Annotated in this window: 12 protein-coding genes; 5 read left to right on the forward strand and 7 right to left on the reverse strand. The window is 63.6% G+C overall.

Annotated features, from left to right (window positions below; all coding sequences use genetic code 11):
• Positions 1–60 precede the first annotated feature (60 nt).
• On the forward strand, positions 61–1,002 hold the full coding sequence (locus tag EN824_RS14290; protein WP_127869910.1) for an N-formylglutamate amidohydrolase: 942 nt from the start codon (positions 61–63) through the stop codon (positions 1,000–1,002).
• 369 nt (positions 1,003–1,371) lie between these two features.
• Positions 1,372–2,145 carry a histidinol-phosphatase gene (gene hisN, locus EN824_RS14295; protein ID WP_127869909.1) on the forward strand — a complete coding sequence of 258 codons (774 nt, stop codon included), beginning with the start codon at positions 1,372–1,374 and terminating at the stop codon, positions 2,143–2,145.
• A 12-nt stretch (positions 2,146–2,157) separates the two neighbouring features.
• Here hisN and EN824_RS14300 read toward each other — a convergent pair whose 3' ends face one another.
• From EN824_RS14300 to EN824_RS14310, 4 genes are all read right to left on the reverse strand, one after another.
• Complete coding sequence (locus EN824_RS14300) at positions 2,158–2,988, reverse strand: AraC family transcriptional regulator (RefSeq protein ID WP_127278506.1); 831 nt, start codon at positions 2,986–2,988, stop codon at positions 2,158–2,160.
• 103 nt (positions 2,989–3,091) lie between these two features.
• Positions 3,092–3,322: a DUF1127 domain-containing protein gene (locus tag EN824_RS14305; RefSeq protein ID WP_127278507.1), complete on the reverse strand. Its 231-nt coding sequence runs from the start codon at positions 3,320–3,322 to the stop codon at positions 3,092–3,094.
• Positions 3,323–3,325: 3 nt separating this feature from the next.
• Positions 3,326–3,481, reverse strand: coding sequence for a hypothetical protein (locus tag EN824_RS35240; RefSeq protein ID WP_167531297.1), 156 nt, complete (start codon positions 3,479–3,481; stop codon positions 3,326–3,328).
• A 165-nt stretch (positions 3,482–3,646) separates the two neighbouring features.
• The gene (locus tag EN824_RS14310) at positions 3,647–4,624 is read right to left on the reverse strand and encodes an alpha/beta hydrolase (protein ID WP_127278508.1); all 978 of its coding nucleotides are present in this window, start codon (positions 4,622–4,624) and stop codon (positions 3,647–3,649) included.
• A gap of 479 nt (positions 4,625–5,103) precedes the next feature.
• Here EN824_RS14310 and EN824_RS14315 point away from each other — a divergent pair, with 479 nt between their 5' ends.
• Entirely contained in the window at positions 5,104–5,571 is a 468-nt protein-coding gene (locus EN824_RS14315) for an Hsp20 family protein (protein WP_027142918.1), read from the forward strand.
• 71 nt (positions 5,572–5,642) lie between these two features.
• On the opposite strand, the gene EN824_RS14320 is transcribed toward EN824_RS14315, so the two are convergent.
• Entirely contained in the window at positions 5,643–6,695 is a 1,053-nt protein-coding gene (locus EN824_RS14320) for a low specificity L-threonine aldolase (RefSeq protein ID WP_127278509.1), read from the reverse strand.
• 486 nt (positions 6,696–7,181) lie between these two features.
• Here EN824_RS14320 and gltB point away from each other — a divergent pair, with 486 nt between their 5' ends.
• Both gltB and EN824_RS14330 read left to right on the forward strand, forming a co-directional pair.
• Positions 7,182–11,915 (forward strand): glutamate synthase large subunit, encoded by a 4,734-nt coding sequence (gene gltB / locus EN824_RS14325; RefSeq protein WP_127869908.1) that lies wholly within the window; start codon positions 7,182–7,184, stop codon positions 11,913–11,915.
• A gap of 141 nt (positions 11,916–12,056) precedes the next feature.
• Positions 12,057–13,511 carry a glutamate synthase subunit beta gene (locus tag EN824_RS14330; RefSeq protein WP_127869907.1) on the forward strand — a complete coding sequence of 485 codons (1,455 nt, stop codon included), beginning with the start codon at positions 12,057–12,059 and terminating at the stop codon, positions 13,509–13,511.
• On the opposite strand, the gene EN824_RS14335 is transcribed toward EN824_RS14330, so the two are convergent.
• Both EN824_RS14335 and EN824_RS14340 read right to left on the reverse strand, forming a co-directional pair.
• Entirely contained in the window at positions 13,508–14,740 is a 1,233-nt protein-coding gene (locus tag EN824_RS14335; protein ID WP_127869906.1) for a DUF459 domain-containing protein, read from the reverse strand. The two genes, EN824_RS14330 and EN824_RS14335, sit on opposite strands and share 4 nt — an antisense overlap.
• A 31-nt stretch (positions 14,741–14,771) precedes the next feature.
• Complete coding sequence (locus EN824_RS14340; protein WP_127869905.1) at positions 14,772–15,995, reverse strand: lytic murein transglycosylase; 1,224 nt, start codon at positions 15,993–15,995, stop codon at positions 14,772–14,774.
• Positions 15,996–16,005: the final 10 nt, after the last annotated feature.

Below are 16,005 nucleotides of genomic sequence, written 5' to 3' on the forward strand. Positions count from 1 at the left end.
GCTTGCCCCACATTTGCCAAGCGGCACGACGGCTGAAATGCTGGACATGCGGCCAGCAAGGTGGCAGTTTCATGCCATGATGCACTGGTGTTTTCGGGTTCGTTCAAATTGAAGACGGCAGCCGAGGATTTTTCGGTCTTTCCACCCTTCGAAATCCGGTCGGGCGCCGAGCAGCGCGTCCCCTTCCTCTTCAATTCACCGCATAGCGGCCGCTACTATCCTGAACGCTTCCTTGCCATGGCAAGGCTCGATCGCAACGCCATCCGCCGCTCGGAGGATTGCTATGTCGACGAGCTGTTCGGCGGCGCCGTGGCGCTGGGTGCGCCGATGTTGGCGGCAAATTTTCCGCGTGCCTATCTCGATGTCAACCGCGAGCCATGGGAACTCGACCCGCGCATGTTCGCCGAGCCGGTGCCGTCCTTCTGCAACATCCGCTCCGCGCGCGTGGCCGGCGGGCTCGGCACCGTGCCGAAGCTGGTGGGCGAGGGGCTCGACATCTATGCGGGCCGCTTGCCGCTCGCCGAGGCGGTTGCCCGCATCGAAGCCGTCTACAAGCCTTATCACGAAACGCTGAAGCGGCTTTTGACCCGGACCCACGCCCGTTTCGGCTTTGCCGTGCTGATCGACTGCCATTCGATGCCGGCGAGCATCCGTGTCGGCGACAACGGGCTGCGGCCGGATTTCATCATCGGCGACCGTTTCGGCATCTCGGCCACCGCGGCCCTGACCGAAACCGCGATCGGCCTATTGACCGCGATGGGCTATACCGTTGCTCACAACAAGCCTTATGCCGGCGGTTTCATCACGGAACATTACGGCCGCCCGGCGCGTCATCTGCATGCGCTGCAGATCGAGGTCAATCGCGGGCTCTACATGAATGAGCGGACATTCGAGAAAGCCGCCGGCTTCGACGCGCTGGCCGACGATCTGACGCGATTTTCGGCCGACCTGATGGCGATGCCGGATCACCATTTCATCGACCTGCCGCTGGCCGCGGAGTGAAGATCACGCCTTGTTCCATGCGTGCGACTGCCCGAAGATCCCTCGTGTGGTTTTGGGCGGTACGCTTCGGGAGCGGCTGAAAAAAAGACCGCATCGTTTGCACGATACGGTCGAAGTCTAGGGAGGAAACGCCCAAGGAGGGCATGGACAGGAAACCCTATCCGAGAATGAGGGTATTGTGCAGCGCACAAATGTCAAGCGACGTTCAGGCTTTTTTAATTCAGAGTGATGTGGAAATTGCGTTTCGTTGACAGAAACGTGACATTTCAGCAACAGGTGTCGCTGCCGGAAAATTCTCGAACACCCTTGTTTTGGCACGAAAGTGACGGCAAACGACTGTCTGGGCATGCTGCAACGCGGGAGAATCAGTTGGACATCAGCGTCGATTTCATGCGCCGTATCGCGCAAGCGGCAGCGGCTGAGACCTTGCCGCGCTTTCGCGCCCAAGGCGCGGTCGCCAACAAGGAAAAGGGCAGTTTCGATCCGGTCACCGAGGCCGACCGCGAGGCCGAGCGCGCCATCCGGGCGCTGATATCGGCCGAGTATCCCGATCACGGTATCCTGGGCGAAGAGCACGGCAGCGAGAACATCTCCAGCCGGCATGTCTGGGTTATCGATCCGATCGACGGCACGCGCGCCTTCATCTCCGGCCTGCCGGTGTGGGGGACGCTGGTCGGGTTGACGGTCGACGGCGACGCGGTTGCCGGCATGATGGCGCAGCCCTTCACCGGCGAGCTGTTCTACGCCAATGGATCCGGCTCGCATTACGAGGGACCGGGCGGTCCGCGAAAACTGTCGACCCGCAAGACGACAAAACTCGATGAGGCGACGCTGTTCACCACCACGCCGGCATTGTTCAAGGGCGAAGCGCGCACGCGCTATGACGCGTTCGAGAAACAGGTCCAACTCGCCCGCTACGGCGCCGACTGCTATGCCTTCGCCATGATCGCCTCGGGCAGCGTCGACATCGTCACGGATCCCGGCCTGAAGCCTTACGACATCGTCGCGCTCATCCCGATCATCGAGAAGGCCGGCGGTGTCGTCACCACCTTCGACGGCGGGCCGGCGGAGAATGGCGGCGATGTGCTGGCGGCGGCGACACCGGAGCTTCATGCCGCCGCCATGGCTGCCCTGCGCGGCTGACATCGCCTGCGGTCAGCGCGACCGTATCGAACGCTGGAATTCCGCCGGCGTACGCCCGTAGACCTGCTTGAACGCGGCACTGAAATGGCTGTGGCTGGAGAAGCCGAGATCCATGCCCAGCGTGGTCAGATTGTCGTAACGGCCAAGCAGGTCAAGCGCACGCGCCAGCCGCAGGCGCAGATGATAGCGGTAGAGCGGCATGGCTTCGACCTGCTGGAACACCTGCGTCAGGTAGACCGGCGAAACGCCGACCTCGACGGCAATCCCGGCCAGCGTCCAGCGCCGTGACAGGTCCGACGACAGCACGAGCTTGGCGCGGTCGACCAGTTTCTGCCGGCCAGGGCTGGCGCCCGCGACATGCGAGGTGCGCTCGCCAAGCGAGCGCCGTACCAGTGTCAGGGCGAGCGTCTCGGCCTCCAGCGTTTCGGCGACCTTGCGGCTCAGGCTGTGGCGCAGCAGCGCCACCAGCGCCTGCGCGCGCGGGTCGATGCGCCGGCGCTGACGACGAAACGCCAGCGTGCCGCCGGAGCGAAGCTGATCCTTCGGCGCCAGCTCCCGCAATTGACCGTCCTCGATGACGAGGTCGAGGCAGGCGTCGCCGCCCTCGATGGGATGGCTGACCTGATAAGGCTCGGCTTCATTGAAGAACAGCAGTTGATTGGCTTCCGCCACCGCGTCGTTGCGGCCGACATGGCGCACGAAGACACCGCGATAGGGAAACACCAGATGCGTGGCCGCGGTGCATTCCTCATCGCTCCTGTGCCGGCACTCGCCGCCGCAGACGACGTCCCTGACCCTGACGGTGCCGGTGTCGAGAAGCGGCTGCACCGTGAATTGCGACATGTCCGTTGCGCTCTTTCCTCGCGCCGGAAACGAGTCCGGAATTGCGGAGACCACTTTACGCAGACGGACTGCCCAGTCCTGTCAGGAGACTTTCGACAGGCGCTTAGCGGCGCCTGAATTCCGCATAGGCCTGGCCACGCGAAAGACCGATGTCCTTGAGCTGTTCGTCGCTCATTTCGAGCAAGGCAAGGCGGCTCCTTCGTTTCTCCATCTGGCGGCCGAACCATCTTGCCGCCGCAATACAGTGGGCACGCAATGACTGCTTGGTGGTCGCTGCGCGGACTGCCGGCGCCCGGCCGGCAAGGCCGTGTACGGTTGTGTGGTCGGGGCGCATCGCTCAATCCTCGCCCGTGCCGGCCGCCGAGGCGCCGGCTTCGTTCAGCGCCTGCGCGCATTCCTCGCAGCAGACCTCGACGGTCTTGCCGCCGACCTTCACGCGGATCGGGTTGGCGTCCAGTTGGCAATCGCAGGCGGCGCAGGTTTTCTCGGTCATGATCTCATCTCCATAGCGTTCAATTCCACGCATGCAGATGAGCATTCCGGAGCTGCCGCGGACTGTCAGAATCTTTAGCAGTTTGCCTACTGGGGACCTGGCCTGTGCGCTCCTCCTGACAACGGGGTGTCAGCTAGGCTATCTCGAAGAGACCTAAGGCACTGGTCAGGCCGTCGGATCGTCCGAGCCGGGGACGAAGGCGTCGAAGGCGGCGAGGAATTGTTCGCGGTAGAGGTCGACTTCCTGCAGGATCTCGTGCTTGGCGCCGTCGATCATCAACAGCGAACCGAGCCTCAGGCTTCTGGCGTATTTTTCCACCGCCTTGGTCGAGACGACCTGGTCGGCGCCGGCGGCGATGATCAGCAGAGGCACTTGGATGCGGGCCATGAAGTCGGGGTCGCTGATGGCTTCAGAGGCCTTCGCCGCCGCCTGCAGCCAGCGGATCGTCGGCCCGCCAAGCGCCAGTTGCGGATATTCTTCATAGATGCGCGTGTTGCGGCGATAGCGCTGTGGATCCGACGTCACCTTGTTGACTTCGAAGGGTAGGGTGTGTCTCGGCCGTGGACCCCACGCGGCATAGAGCCTGCCGAGCCCCAGGGCGCAGAAAAGCGAACAGACCCGGCGCACCGTCCGTATCGAGACCGGCAGGTCGGGCAATGTCAGGAATGGCGCGATCAGCACCATGCGCCGCACGCGGTTGACCATCGACGGCGCGGCAAGCAGCGTGATCACAGCGCCGGCGGAATGGGCAAGGATGTAGTAGGGTCCGCGGCAGTCCGGCAGCACGATCTCCTCGAAGAACTGCTCCAGGTCGGCCGTATAGTCGCGGAACGACCTGACATAGCCGCGCTGACGATCGCGGATCAACCGGTCGGAATCGCCCTGGCCGCGCCAGTCGAGGGTGGCGACACCGAAGCCGCGCGCGGCAAGGTCGCGGATGGTCTCGAAATATTTCTCGATGCACTCGTTGCGGCCGCCAAGCAGCACAACGGTGCCGCGCATTGGACGCGCCACCGCTGCGAACAGGCCGTAACGTATCTTCTTGCCGTCGCGCGTGGTGAAAAAGCCGCCTGTGGCGTTTTCCGGTCGCGGATTGCCTTCAACTTCGTGAAAAAGAGGGGCGTCGTGGAAAAGATCCGTCATTCGGCGCTTTGTGCTCGGCGTCTTTGCGCGCCAGCCTGTCGCGGCTGGCCTCGTCAAGGTGATAGACGCCAATACGTCAAAAGCAAAGCAAATCCGGCTTGTGGAGGACCGCAACGGGGAAGGCCGGAAGCGGCTTTGAGCGCGCTTCCGGCCCCTGTCGATCCGGGAGGAAGGGACGTTAACACCCGGTTCGGCCTCGTTGCGGCACCTCTGGAAAACCGGCGCCGCCAATCCTTGATCTTGAGAGCCACTTTAGCGGCGGCTGTCTGAACGGGCGCCGAAGCGCCGGTTCATCTGCCGTTCATCAAAGGCTGGCCGCCTCATTCTTTTCCGGTCAAACGAAACTTGAAATGCTTTCAAGCGCTCCCCAGATGTGGATTGCGGCCGCCAATGTCGGGGCCGCTGGTCCTCCCGAAACGCCGCTCACGGGTTTCGCACCGGCCATACGCAAACCATGTTGCTCAACAGGAGAACACCTCATGCGTCACGTTGATTTTTCCCCGCTTTATCGTTCGACCGTCGGCTTCGACCGTCTCTTCACGATGCTTGATTCGCTCGCCCAGCCCGATGGCGCGCAGACCTATCCGCCCTACAACATCGAGCGCACTGGTGAGGATTCCTACCGCATCTCGATGGCGGTTGCCGGCTTCTCGGATGACGAGATCTCGATCGAAGCCCACCGCAACGTGCTGACCGTAAAGGGTGAGCGCAAGGACGAGGGCACCGGCGAAGGCTCCGAGCTGCTCTATCGCGGCATTGCCTCCAGGGCCTTCGAGCGCCGCTTCCAGCTTGCCGATCACGTTGAAGTCGTCGGCGCCGCGCTGAAGAACGGCCTGCTCTTCGTCGACCTCAAGCGCAACATTCCCGAAGAGCTGAAGCCGCGCAAGATCGCGATCACCTCGGCTCCGGCCAAGGCCAAGCAGATCGAGGCCAAGACCGCTGCCTAAAGTCTAAAGTCTCCTCCCGAGACGGAAAGCGGCGCCGAAAGGCGCCGCTTTTTTGTTGCCCGGGACACCGGTTAGCCGGCGATCAACTGGCCGAAGCGGTCGACTTCCTCCGAGGTCGTCGCAAAACTGGTGACGAAGCGATAGAGCAGCTCGTCCTCGCCGATATGACCGTCGAAGCCGTGCGGCCTGTGCCAGTCGTAGAAGGCCGCGCCGGCCGCTTGCAGTTTCTCGGCTTGCGTTTTCTTGATCACAGCGAAGACTTCGTTGGCCTGCGGCAGCCACGCCAGCTTGGCCGAGGCCGAATCCTCGATCGCCGCCGCGAGGCGCGCTGCCATGGCGTTGGCATGCCTTGCGGTGTCGAGCCACAGCCCGTCTTTGAAATAGGCTTCGAACTGCGCCGCGACGAAACGCGACTTCGAAAACAGCTGTGCCGCTCGCTTGCGCAGAAAGGCCAATTCCCCAGCGCGGTCGAGATCGAACAGCACGATCGCCTCGGCGCACCAGCAGCCGTTCTTGGTGCCGCCGAAGGACAGGATGTCGACGCCGCGTTTCCACGTCATTTCGGCTGGCGTGGTGTCGAGCGCGGCCAGCGCATTGGCAAAGCGGGCGCCGTCCATGTGCAGCGGCACAGAATGGCGCTTGGCGATCGCCGAGATCGCTTCGATCTCGGCCAGGCCATAGATTGTGCCGACCTCGGTCGACTGGGTGATCGAAACGGCCATCGGCCGGCCCCAATGGACCACCTCGCCGGCGAAACGGCCGATAGCCCTGTCCAGATTGTGTGGTTCGATCTTGCCCAGGGCGCCGTCGACCGCGTGTAGCCGCGCACCGCCGGAAAAATATTCCGGCGCGCCGCACTCGTCCTCGATAACATGCGATTCGCGGTGCGCGAAGGAAATGCCGCCTGGCTTGTTATAGGTCGTCAGCGACAGCGAATTGGCGGCGGTGCCGGTCGCCACGAAGAACACGGCCACCTCGCGTTCGAAAATCTCGCTGAAGCGCCGGTAGACGGCCTGGTCGAGCGCACCGTCGCCATAGGCGGTCGAAAAGCCGGCGGTATGGGCCGAGAGGCCGGCTGCAATGCTTGGGTGGGCGCCTGCCCAATTGTCGGAAGCGAAGAACATGCGTCTGCCTGTGTTGGGAAAATCGCCGGGACCTTGACCGGTTTCATGGTCCGCCCGCAAGAGCCAGCCACCAGAAAACGGGTAAAGCCAGTGTCGGGCCGGCGGCGCCCTCACAGACCGAAGCTTACGTTTTGCAGCCACCTCACGAAATTTTGTGTCGCGACGCGGCCAAGTTTTTTGTGAATCGGTCTTGTATGGGTTCTGGATTTCTGTCATAAAAATTTAGGACAGTAGTGCTGTCTTATTTTGTCGCACAAAACTGGCTGGATTGGCGTATCGTTTAGGCCACTCCGGCTTTTGCCGCGAGCGACAGGTGGACGGACCAGCTCTGGCCTGTACGATACCGGATAGGAACCAGCGGCGCGCCGCCTGGTTCGGCGATTTCGCAAGACGTGCCGCAAGAATGAAGGGCGAGCCCAAGTGCTCGCCAAGGCAAACCAGCGCCCGCAGGCCAATGCCACGTGGCGCGGAACGGAGGATAGAACGATGACGGAATTGACGCTCTCTGCGACGAACGGCCAGGCCGCGCAGACGAAAGCGGCCGCCGTCAAAAATACCTCCATCAAAAATCGCGCGACTACCGGCGGCCTCACCGCTCAGGGGCTCTACGATCCGCGCAACGAGCATGACGCCTGCGGCGTCGGCTTCATCGTCAACATGAAGGGCGTGAAGTCGCATCAGATCGTCAAGGACGGGCTTGCCGTGCTCGAGAACCTGACGCATCGCGGCGCCGTCGGCGCCGATCCGCTGGTCGGCGATGGCGCCGGCGTGCTGGTACAGCTTCCGGATCTTTTTTTCCGTGAGGAGATGGCGGCCCAAGGTATCGAACTGCCACCGGTCGGTCAGTATGGCGTCGGACACTGGTTCATGCCGCAGGATGCCATCCTTCGTGCCCATATCGAAGAGATCATCGCCGAATCGGCGCAGTCCGAGGGGCTGCCGCTGCTCGGATTCCGTGACGTGCCGGTCGACAATTCGTCGCTGTCGAAGGCGCCTGACATCGTCGCGTCCGAGCCGTTCCACCGCCAGGTCTTCATCGGCCGCACGGCCGATATCATCGATGACGAGGAATACGAGGCCAGGCTCTATCTGCTACGCAAGGTCATCTCGGGCCGCATCTACGCCGAGAACGACAACAAGGACATCGGCGCCTATTGCGTGTCGCTGTCGGCGCGCACCATCGTCTACAAGGGCATGTTCCTGGCCTATCAGGTCGGCGCCTACTACAAGGACCTCAAGGACCCGCGTTTCGAAACCGCGCTGATCCTCGTCCACCAGCGCTTCTCGACCAACACCTTCCCGTCGTGGAAGCTGGCGCATCCCTATCGCATGGTCGCCCACAATGGCGAGATCAACACGGTGCGCGGCAACAACAACTGGATGGCGGCGCGCCAGGCGTCGGTCGATTCCGAACTGTTCGGCAACAACATCTCGAAGCTTTGGCCGATCTCCTACGATGGCCAGTCGGATACGGCGTGCTTCGACAATGCACTCGAGTTCCTGTTCCAGGGCGGCTACAGCCTCAGCCACGCCATGATGATGCTGATCCCGGAAGCCTGGGCCGGCAACAAGCTCATGGATGCCGACCGCAAAGCTTTCTACGAGTATCATGCGGCGTTGATGGAGCCGTGGGATGGGCCAGCGGCGGTCGCCTTCACCGATGGCCGCCAGATTGGCGCTACACTCGACCGCAACGGATTGCGTCCGGCACGCTACATCGTCACCGATGACGACCGCGTCATCATGGCTTCGGAAGCCGGCGTGCTGCCGGTGCCGGAGGAGAAGATCGTGCAGAAGTGGCGGCTGCAGCCCGGCCGCATGCTTCTGATCGACCTGGCCAAGGGCCGCATCGTCCCCGACGAGGAGATCAAGTCGGAGATCGCGACCAGGCACCCCTACAAGACCTGGCTCTCCAACACGCAGCTCATCCTGGAAGATTTGAAGCCGGTGGAGCCGCGCGCGCTGCGCAAGGACGTCAGCCTGCTCGATCGCCAGCAGGCATTCGGCTACACCCAGGAAGACACCAAGCTGTTGATGTCGCCGATGGCGACCACGGGCCAGGAAGCAGTGGGCTCGATGGGCACCGACACGCCGATCTCGGCGATGTCGGACAAGTCGAAGCTGCTCTACACCTATTTCAAGCAGAATTTCGCCCAGGTCACCAACCCGCCGATCGACCCGATCCGCGAGGAGCTGGTGATGAGCCTGGTGTCCTTCATCGGACCGCGGCCGAACATCTTCGACCTGGTCGGCAATTCGCGCCGCAAGCGGCTCGAGGTGCGCCAGCCGATCCTGACCAACGGCGATCTCGAAAAGATCCGCTCCATCGGCCATACCGAGGACCGTTTCGACACCAAGACGATCGACATCACCTATGGGTCGAGCGAGGGTGCTGCCGGCATGCAGGGCGCCGTCGAACGTCTGTGCGAGCGGGCCGAAGCAGCGGTCGCCGGCGGCTACAACATCATCATCCTGTCCGACCGCCAGCTTGGGCCGGACCGCATCGCCATTCCGGCACTGCTGGCGACGGCCGCCGTGCACCACCATCTGATCCGCAAGGGCCTGCGCACCGCGGTCGGCCTGGTCGTGGAATCCGGCGAGCCGCGCGAGGTGCATCATTTCTGCTGCCTTGCCGGCTATGGCGCGGAAGCGATTAATCCCTATCTGGCCTTCGACACGCTGCTCGACATGCACAAGCGCGGCGAGCTGCCGGAAGAGGTCGACGCCTATGAAGTGGTGTCGCGCTACATCAAGTCGATCGGCAAGGGCATCCTCAAGGTGATGTCCAAGATGGGCATCTCGACCTATCAGTCCTATTGCGGCGCGCAGATCTTCGATGCCATCGGGCTGAAGACCGATTTCGTGCAGCAGTACTTCACCGGCACCGCGACGCTGATCGAAGGCGTCGGACTTGATGAGGTCGCAGGCGAAACCGTCAGCCGCCACACGGACGGTTTCGGCAGCGATCCGGTGCTGCGCAACAGCCTGGAGGTCGGCGGCGAGTATCTGTTCCGCATGCGCGGCGAGGCGCATATGTGGTCGCCCGACGCGGTCGCCACCTTGCAGCACGCCGTGCGCCAGGGTTCGTGGGACACGTTCAAGGAGTATTCGACGCAGATCGACAGCCAGACGGCCCGCGCCCAGACCATCCGCGGCCTGTTCAAGATCAAGCTGGCGGATGAGAGCGGGCGCAAGAAGGTCGCGCTCGACGACGTCATGCCGGCAGCCGAGATCGTCAAGCGCTTCTCGACCGGGGCGATGTCGTTCGGTTCGATCTCCAGGGAAGCGCACACCACGCTGGCGCGCGCCATGAACCAGATCGGCGGCAAGTCGAACACCGGCGAGGGCGGCGAAGAGGCCGACCGCTATCTGCCGCTGCCTGGCGGCGGCAAGAACCCGGAACGCTCGGCGATCAAGCAGGTCGCCTCGGGACGGTTCGGCGTGACGGCCGAGTATCTCGTCAATTCCGATGTCATGCAGATCAAGGTGGCGCAGGGCGCCAAGCCCGGCGAGGGCGGCCAATTGCCCGGCCACAAGGTCGACGCGACCATTGCCAAGGTGAGGCACTCGACGCCGGGCGTCGGCCTGATCTCGCCGCCGCCGCATCACGACATCTATTCGATCGAGGATTTGGCGCAGCTGATCTACGATCTGAAGAACGTCAATCCGGCGGCCGACGTGTCGGTCAAGCTGGTGTCGGAAGTCGGTGTCGGCACGGTTGCCGCCGGCGTCGCCAAGGCGCGCGCCGACCACATCACCATCTCGGGTTATGATGGCGGCACCGGCGCCTCGCCGCTGACCTCGCTCAAGCATGCCGGCAGCCCGTGGGAGATGGGTCTTGCCGAGACGCATCAGACGCTGGTGTTGAACGGCCTGCGTTCACGCGTGGCGCTGCAGGTCGACGGCGGCCTGCGCACCGGGCGCGACGTCATCATCGGCGCGCTGCTCGGCGCCGACGAGTTCGGCTTCTCGACCGCGCCGCTGATCGCGGCCGGCTGCATCATGATGCGCAAGTGCCATCTCAACACCTGTCCGGTCGGTGTGGCGACGCAGGACCCGGTGCTGCGCAAGCGCTTCAAGGGCACGCCCGAGCACGTCATCAACTTCTTCTTCTACGTGGCGGAAGAGGTGCGGGCGCTGCTCGCCGAAATGGGCTTTACCCATATCGACCAGATCATCGGCGACGCCGACCTTCTGGAAAAGCGCGACGTGATCCAGCACTGGAAGGCGCGCGGGCTCGACTTCTCGAAGATGTTCTACAAGCCGGATGCGCCGCATGAAGCAGTGCATTGGACGGAACGGCAGAAGCACCCGATCGACGATGTGCTCGACCGCAAGCTGATCGAACTGGCCAAGCCCGCATTGGAGGCCAAGCAACCGGTCAAGATCGAGGTGGACATCCGCAATGTCGACCGTTCCACGGGCGCCATGCTGTCGGGTGAGGTGGCCAAGCGCTTCAAGCACAAGGGGCTGCGCGAGGACACGATCCAGGTCAAGCTCACCGGAACCGCCGGCCAGTCCTTCGGCGCCTTCCTGGCACGCGGCGTTTCCTTCGAGTTGGTCGGTGCCGGCAACGACTATGTCGGCAAGGGCCTGTCGGGCGGCCGCATCGTCATCCGGCCGCCGCAAGAAGCCAGGATCGTCGCGGCCGACTCCATCATCGTCGGCAATACGGTGCTCTATGGCGCGACCGAGGGCGAGGCCTATTTCGCCGGGGTCGCCGGCGAGCGCTTCGCGGTGCGCAATTCGGGCGTGGCGGCCGTCGTCGAAGGCGTCGGCGATCATGGCTGCGAATACATGACGGGCGGCGTCGTCGTCGTCATCGGCAAGACCGGCCGCAACTTCGCCGCCGGCATGTCGGGCGGCGTCGCCTACGTGCTGGACGAGGCGGGCGATTTCGCCGAGCGCTGCAACATGGCCATGGTCGAGCTGGAGCCGGTTCCGGAAGAAGACGACCTGATGGAAAAGCTGCTGCACCATGGCGGCGACCTCGACCACAAGGGCCGCGTCGACGTCTCCGGCGACATGACCAGCCATGACGAGGAACGGCTCTACCAGCTGATCTCGAACCACGTGCACTATACGGGTTCGGTGCGCGGCCGCGAGATCCTCGACGACTGGGCGACGTTCCGGCCGAAATTCCGCAAGATCATGCCGGTCGAATACCGCCGCGCGCTGATCGAGATGGAACGCATGCGCATGGGCGTCGCGGCCGAATAGATTATTGAGAATTGCCGGGGAGCCCAGGCTTCCCGGCCCCTTCATCGACAGTTTGACCTCGGGCTCAAGGTTGCCATGGCTGCCTCAAGAGGTTAACGGGTGCGGCGAAAACCGCACCATCTGGACAGCAGGAACTGGACTATGGGCAAGGTAACAGGCTTTCTCGAAATCGACCGGCAGGTGCACAAGTACCAGCCGGCCTCCGACCGCATCCGGCATTTCCGCGAATTCACGCTGCCGATGTCGGACAAGGAGGTCGAGAAACAGGCCGCGCGCTGCATGGATTGCGGCATTCCGTTCTGCCACGGGCCGACCGGCTGCCCGATCCACAACCAGATCCCCGACTGGAACGACCTCGTCTACAACAGGGACTGGGACAACGCGATCCGCAACCTGCACTCGACCAACAACTTCCCGGAGTTCACCGGCCGCATCTGTCCGGCACCTTGCGAGGAAGCCTGCACGCTGAACCTCGAGGACATTCCTGTCGCCATCAAGACGGTGGAGCAGGCGATCGCGGACAAGGCTTATGAGACCGGCCACATCAGGCCCTATCCGCCGGAAAGGAAGACCGGCAAGCGGGTCGCCATCATCGGGTCCGGCCCGGCCGGCATGGCGGCCGCCCAGCAACTCGGCCGCGCCGGCCACGACGTGCATGTCTATGAGCGAGAGAGCCGGCCAGGCGGGCTGATGCGTTACGGCATTCCCGACTTCAAGATCGAGAAGCACTATATCGACCGGCGCATCGAACAGATGCAGGGCGAGGGGGTGACCTTCCACTGTGGCGTCAATGTCGGCGTCGACAAGCCCGTGGCTGAACTCCTCGCAGAACATGATGCCGTGCTCTATTGCGGCGGTTCGGAAACGCCGCGCGCCGCCGGGATACCCGGCGATGATCTCGGCGGTGTGCATGACGCGATGCCCTATCTGGTGCAGCAGAACCGCCGCGTCGGCGGTGAGCCGATCCAGTCCGTGGCATGGCCGTCGCATCCGATCATCGCCGGTGGCCAGCATGTCGTTGTCGTCGGTGGTGGCGATACCGCCTCCGACTGCGTCGGCACCGCCTTCCGCCAGGGCGCCGTGCGCGTCACCCAGCTCGACATCCGCCCGCAGCCGCCCGAGAAGGAAGACAAGCTCGCCGTCTGGCCCTACTGGGCAACCAAGATGCGCACCTCGTCCTCGCAGGCCGAGGGCGCGGAGCGCGAATTCCAGGTGGCGACGCTCGAATTCATCGGCGAGGAAGGCCAGCTTACGGGCGTCAAATGCTGCGAGGTCGACGAGAAGCGCAAGCCGATCGCCGGCACCGAATTCGTCATCCGCGCCGATCTCGCCTTCATCGCCATCGGCTTTGCCGGACCGGCGACGGCAGGCGTTGCGGCGGAACTGGAGGGTGAGATGAAGATCACCACCGACAGCCGCCGTTCCAGGAATGTCGAGGCCAATGACCGCGACTACAGGACCAGCGTCGACCGGCTCTACGCGGCGGGCGACGTGCGCCGTGGCCAGTCGCTGGTCGTCTGGGCGATCCGCGAAGGCCGCCAGGCGGCACGCTCGATCGACGAGGCGCTGATGGGGACGACCGTCCTGCCGCGTTAAGGGGTAATCGCCGTCGTGGTATCGGCGGCCGCGGCCGCGGCTGCCGGACTTGCCTTCGGCGGCCAGGAAAAGTCGTCGGCGCGTCCGGGCGAAGCTTCCGGCGCCTTGCCCTCGATCACCAACCTTTCCCCGGGAAGAGCTGGATCGGCCTTCGGCAGTGGGGCGGCGCCGAGCAATTCGGTGCCGCCGTCGAGCGCGGGATCGCTGAGCAGCATGGGTTGGGTGCGATCGATGACGATGGGGGCGGCGGCCGAACCGGGCGCCTCGACCGGTGCGCCCGCCGGCGCCGCCGTCGGTGCCACGCTTCCCGGCGCGGCCAGTCCAAGGATCTTCACCAGCGACTTTTCGGTGTAGAAGGCGAGTTTGCGCTTGCCTGCCTTGGACACGTTGATGCCGTCATCGGCGCGCAGCCGCACGGGCTGGCCATTCATGTCGGGGCCGCTGGTAATGAAGGCCCCGTTCTCGTCGACGAAACCGTCCCAGACATCGACGAATTCGCCGCCGTGGCTTTCGGCCGCCTTGTGGTAGATGTCGTTGAAGGCCAGCATGTCCGAGGTCATCTTCGGCACCCGGAAGGCCGGCATGCCCACCCATAGGAAAGGCACCTTGGCGGTGGCGATTGCCTTGCCGAACTCATCGGTACGGTGTTCGTACTCCTTGGTCCAGTTTTCGGAACGAGGCTGCTCGCGTACGTCCCCGACCTTCATCTGCTGGCGGTCGTTAGACCCTAGCATGACGACCACCGCGGCGGGCTTTTCGGTTTCGATCAGCGATTTGATCTGTTCGGGCCAGTTGTAGAAATCATCGCGCACGAAGCCTGACGAGCCATTGCTGCGGTCAACGATCCTGACGCCGGTATTCTCGGCGAAGGCTTCGTCCAGACCCTCGGCCAGACCCGCCGCCATGAAGTCGCCGACCACAAGGACGGTGCGGGCGTCCGGCGCTTTTTCGGCCACGGGCGTTGCAGGCTCCTCGGGTGGGCGAGGCGCACGAGGTTTCTTCTTCGGCTTGGGTATCGCCTTCTGGATGTCCAGTGGCGGCTCTACCCGCTCGCTGCGGCGCGGAAACAGAAGGTCGCGCAACGACCAGCCGCGGCTCTGCTGCGGCTGCTCCTGCGCCATGGCTGGGGCGTGGACGGCGCCGGCCACAGCGATGGCGAGCACGGCGAAGGCCAGAATCAGCACCGGCGTGCGACGAACGACCGTCCCGATGCGCGCAGGCCAAACCAATCGCCCCCTCCCTACTCAACTACGCCAGGTTTTATTTTTGCCTGAGCCATTTCAGCACTTCCAAGCTCGGATAGCCATCCTGGGCCAAGCCAACCTTCGCCTGATAAGCCATGATGGCCGTCTTCGAGCCGTCACCGATCTTGCCGTCGAATTTGCCATCATAAAGGCCATGCTGGGAAAGTCGCTTCTGCAACTCCTGCCTTTCCTCGAAGCTGAGCTTGGTGAAAGGTCGCTGCCAGTCCTGCACCAGGCCGTTGCCGCCAGCGATCTCATCGGCAAGCAGACCGACAGCGAGCGCGTATTTGTCGGCATTGTTGTAGGCCTTGATGACCGAGAAATTCCTGATCATCAGGAAGGCCGGTCCGCCGCGGCCGTCCGGCACTTTCAGCGTCGCCTTGTCGGTAAGGGTCTTGAACGGTTTGCCGCTGGCCCTGGCGACGCCGAGCGCCTGCCATTGCGCCAGCGTCTTCGATCCGCCCGGCAATTTGCCTGCCGGCAAGGTGACTTCGTAGCCCCAGGTCTTGCCAGCCTGCCAGCCATTCTTCTTGAGCAGGTTAGCCGATGTCGCCAACGCATCGGGAATGGAATTCCAGATGTCGCGCTTGCCGTTACCGTCCATGTCGACGGCATAATGCTGGTAGCTGGTCGGGATGAACTGGGTCTGGCCCATGGCACCCGCCCAGGAGCCCATCAGGTGGCTTTCGTCGATGTCGCCGCTCTGCAGGATCTTCAGCGCCGCGACCAACTGGGTGCGGGCGTATTTCGAACGTTTCGGGTCGCCATATCCCAAAGTCGCCAGCGAACGGACGACATTGCGCATGATGTCGTCGCGCTTGAGGATCTCGCCATAGTTCGATTCCATCGACCAGATGGCCAACAGCACGTAGCGGTCGACACCGAACCTCGCCTCGATCCTGTCCAGCCAAGGTTTCCACTTTTTCGCCATCTGCTGCCCGACGGCGACGGACTGGTCATGGACGCGGTTGTCGAAATAATCCCAGGCGGGTGCGGTGAATTCGGGCTGGGTGCGGGCCTTTTCCAGCACCACCGGATCGGGCTCGTTGATCCCCCGGAAGGCCTGGTCGTAGACGGCGGCGGAAACGCCGCCGGCCACGGCGGTGGCGCGGAAGCCGGCGACCCATTGCCGGAACCCGGCGTCGGCGAAGGCCGGCCCGGTGGGAATGAGCAAAGCGAGCGAGAGGCTTGCGGCCGTCATGACGCTGCTGAAACGTTTTGCGGCATTGCGAACGGACATCTTTTCCTCC

Origin of the sequence: Mesorhizobium sp. M8A.F.Ca.ET.181.01.1.1 (assembly GCF_004792025.1) — a bacterium.
Taxonomy (GTDB): domain Bacteria; phylum Pseudomonadota; class Alphaproteobacteria; order Rhizobiales; family Rhizobiaceae; genus Mesorhizobium.

What these genes read in the sequence shown, in the direction of transcription:
- EN824_RS14300 (WP_127278506.1), bottom strand. Translation starts at nt 2,988, where the DNA reads ATGTCGCAATTCACGGTGCAGCCGCTTCTCGACACCGGCACCGTCAGG.
- EN824_RS14305 (WP_127278507.1), bottom strand. Translation starts at nt 3,322, where the DNA reads ATGCGCCCCGACCACACAACCGTACACGGCCTTGCCGGCCGGGCGCCG.
- EN824_RS35240 (WP_167531297.1), bottom strand. Translation starts at nt 3,481, where the DNA reads ATGACCGAGAAAACCTGCGCCGCCTGCGATTGCCAACTGGACGCCAAC.
- EN824_RS14310 (WP_127278508.1), bottom strand. Translation starts at nt 4,624, where the DNA reads ATGACGGATCTTTTCCACGACGCCCCTCTTTTTCACGAAGTTGAAGGC.
- EN824_RS14315 (WP_027142918.1), top strand. Translation starts at nt 5,104, where the DNA reads ATGCGTCACGTTGATTTTTCCCCGCTTTATCGTTCGACCGTCGGCTTC.
- EN824_RS14320 (WP_127278509.1), bottom strand. Translation starts at nt 6,695, where the DNA reads ATGTTCTTCGCTTCCGACAATTGGGCAGGCGCCCACCCAAGCATTGCA.
- gltB (WP_127869908.1), top strand. Translation starts at nt 7,182, where the DNA reads ATGACGGAATTGACGCTCTCTGCGACGAACGGCCAGGCCGCGCAGACG.
- EN824_RS14330 (WP_127869907.1), top strand. Translation starts at nt 12,057, where the DNA reads ATGGGCAAGGTAACAGGCTTTCTCGAAATCGACCGGCAGGTGCACAAG.
- EN824_RS14340 (WP_127869905.1), bottom strand. Translation starts at nt 15,995, where the DNA reads ATGTCCGTTCGCAATGCCGCAAAACGTTTCAGCAGCGTCATGACGGCC.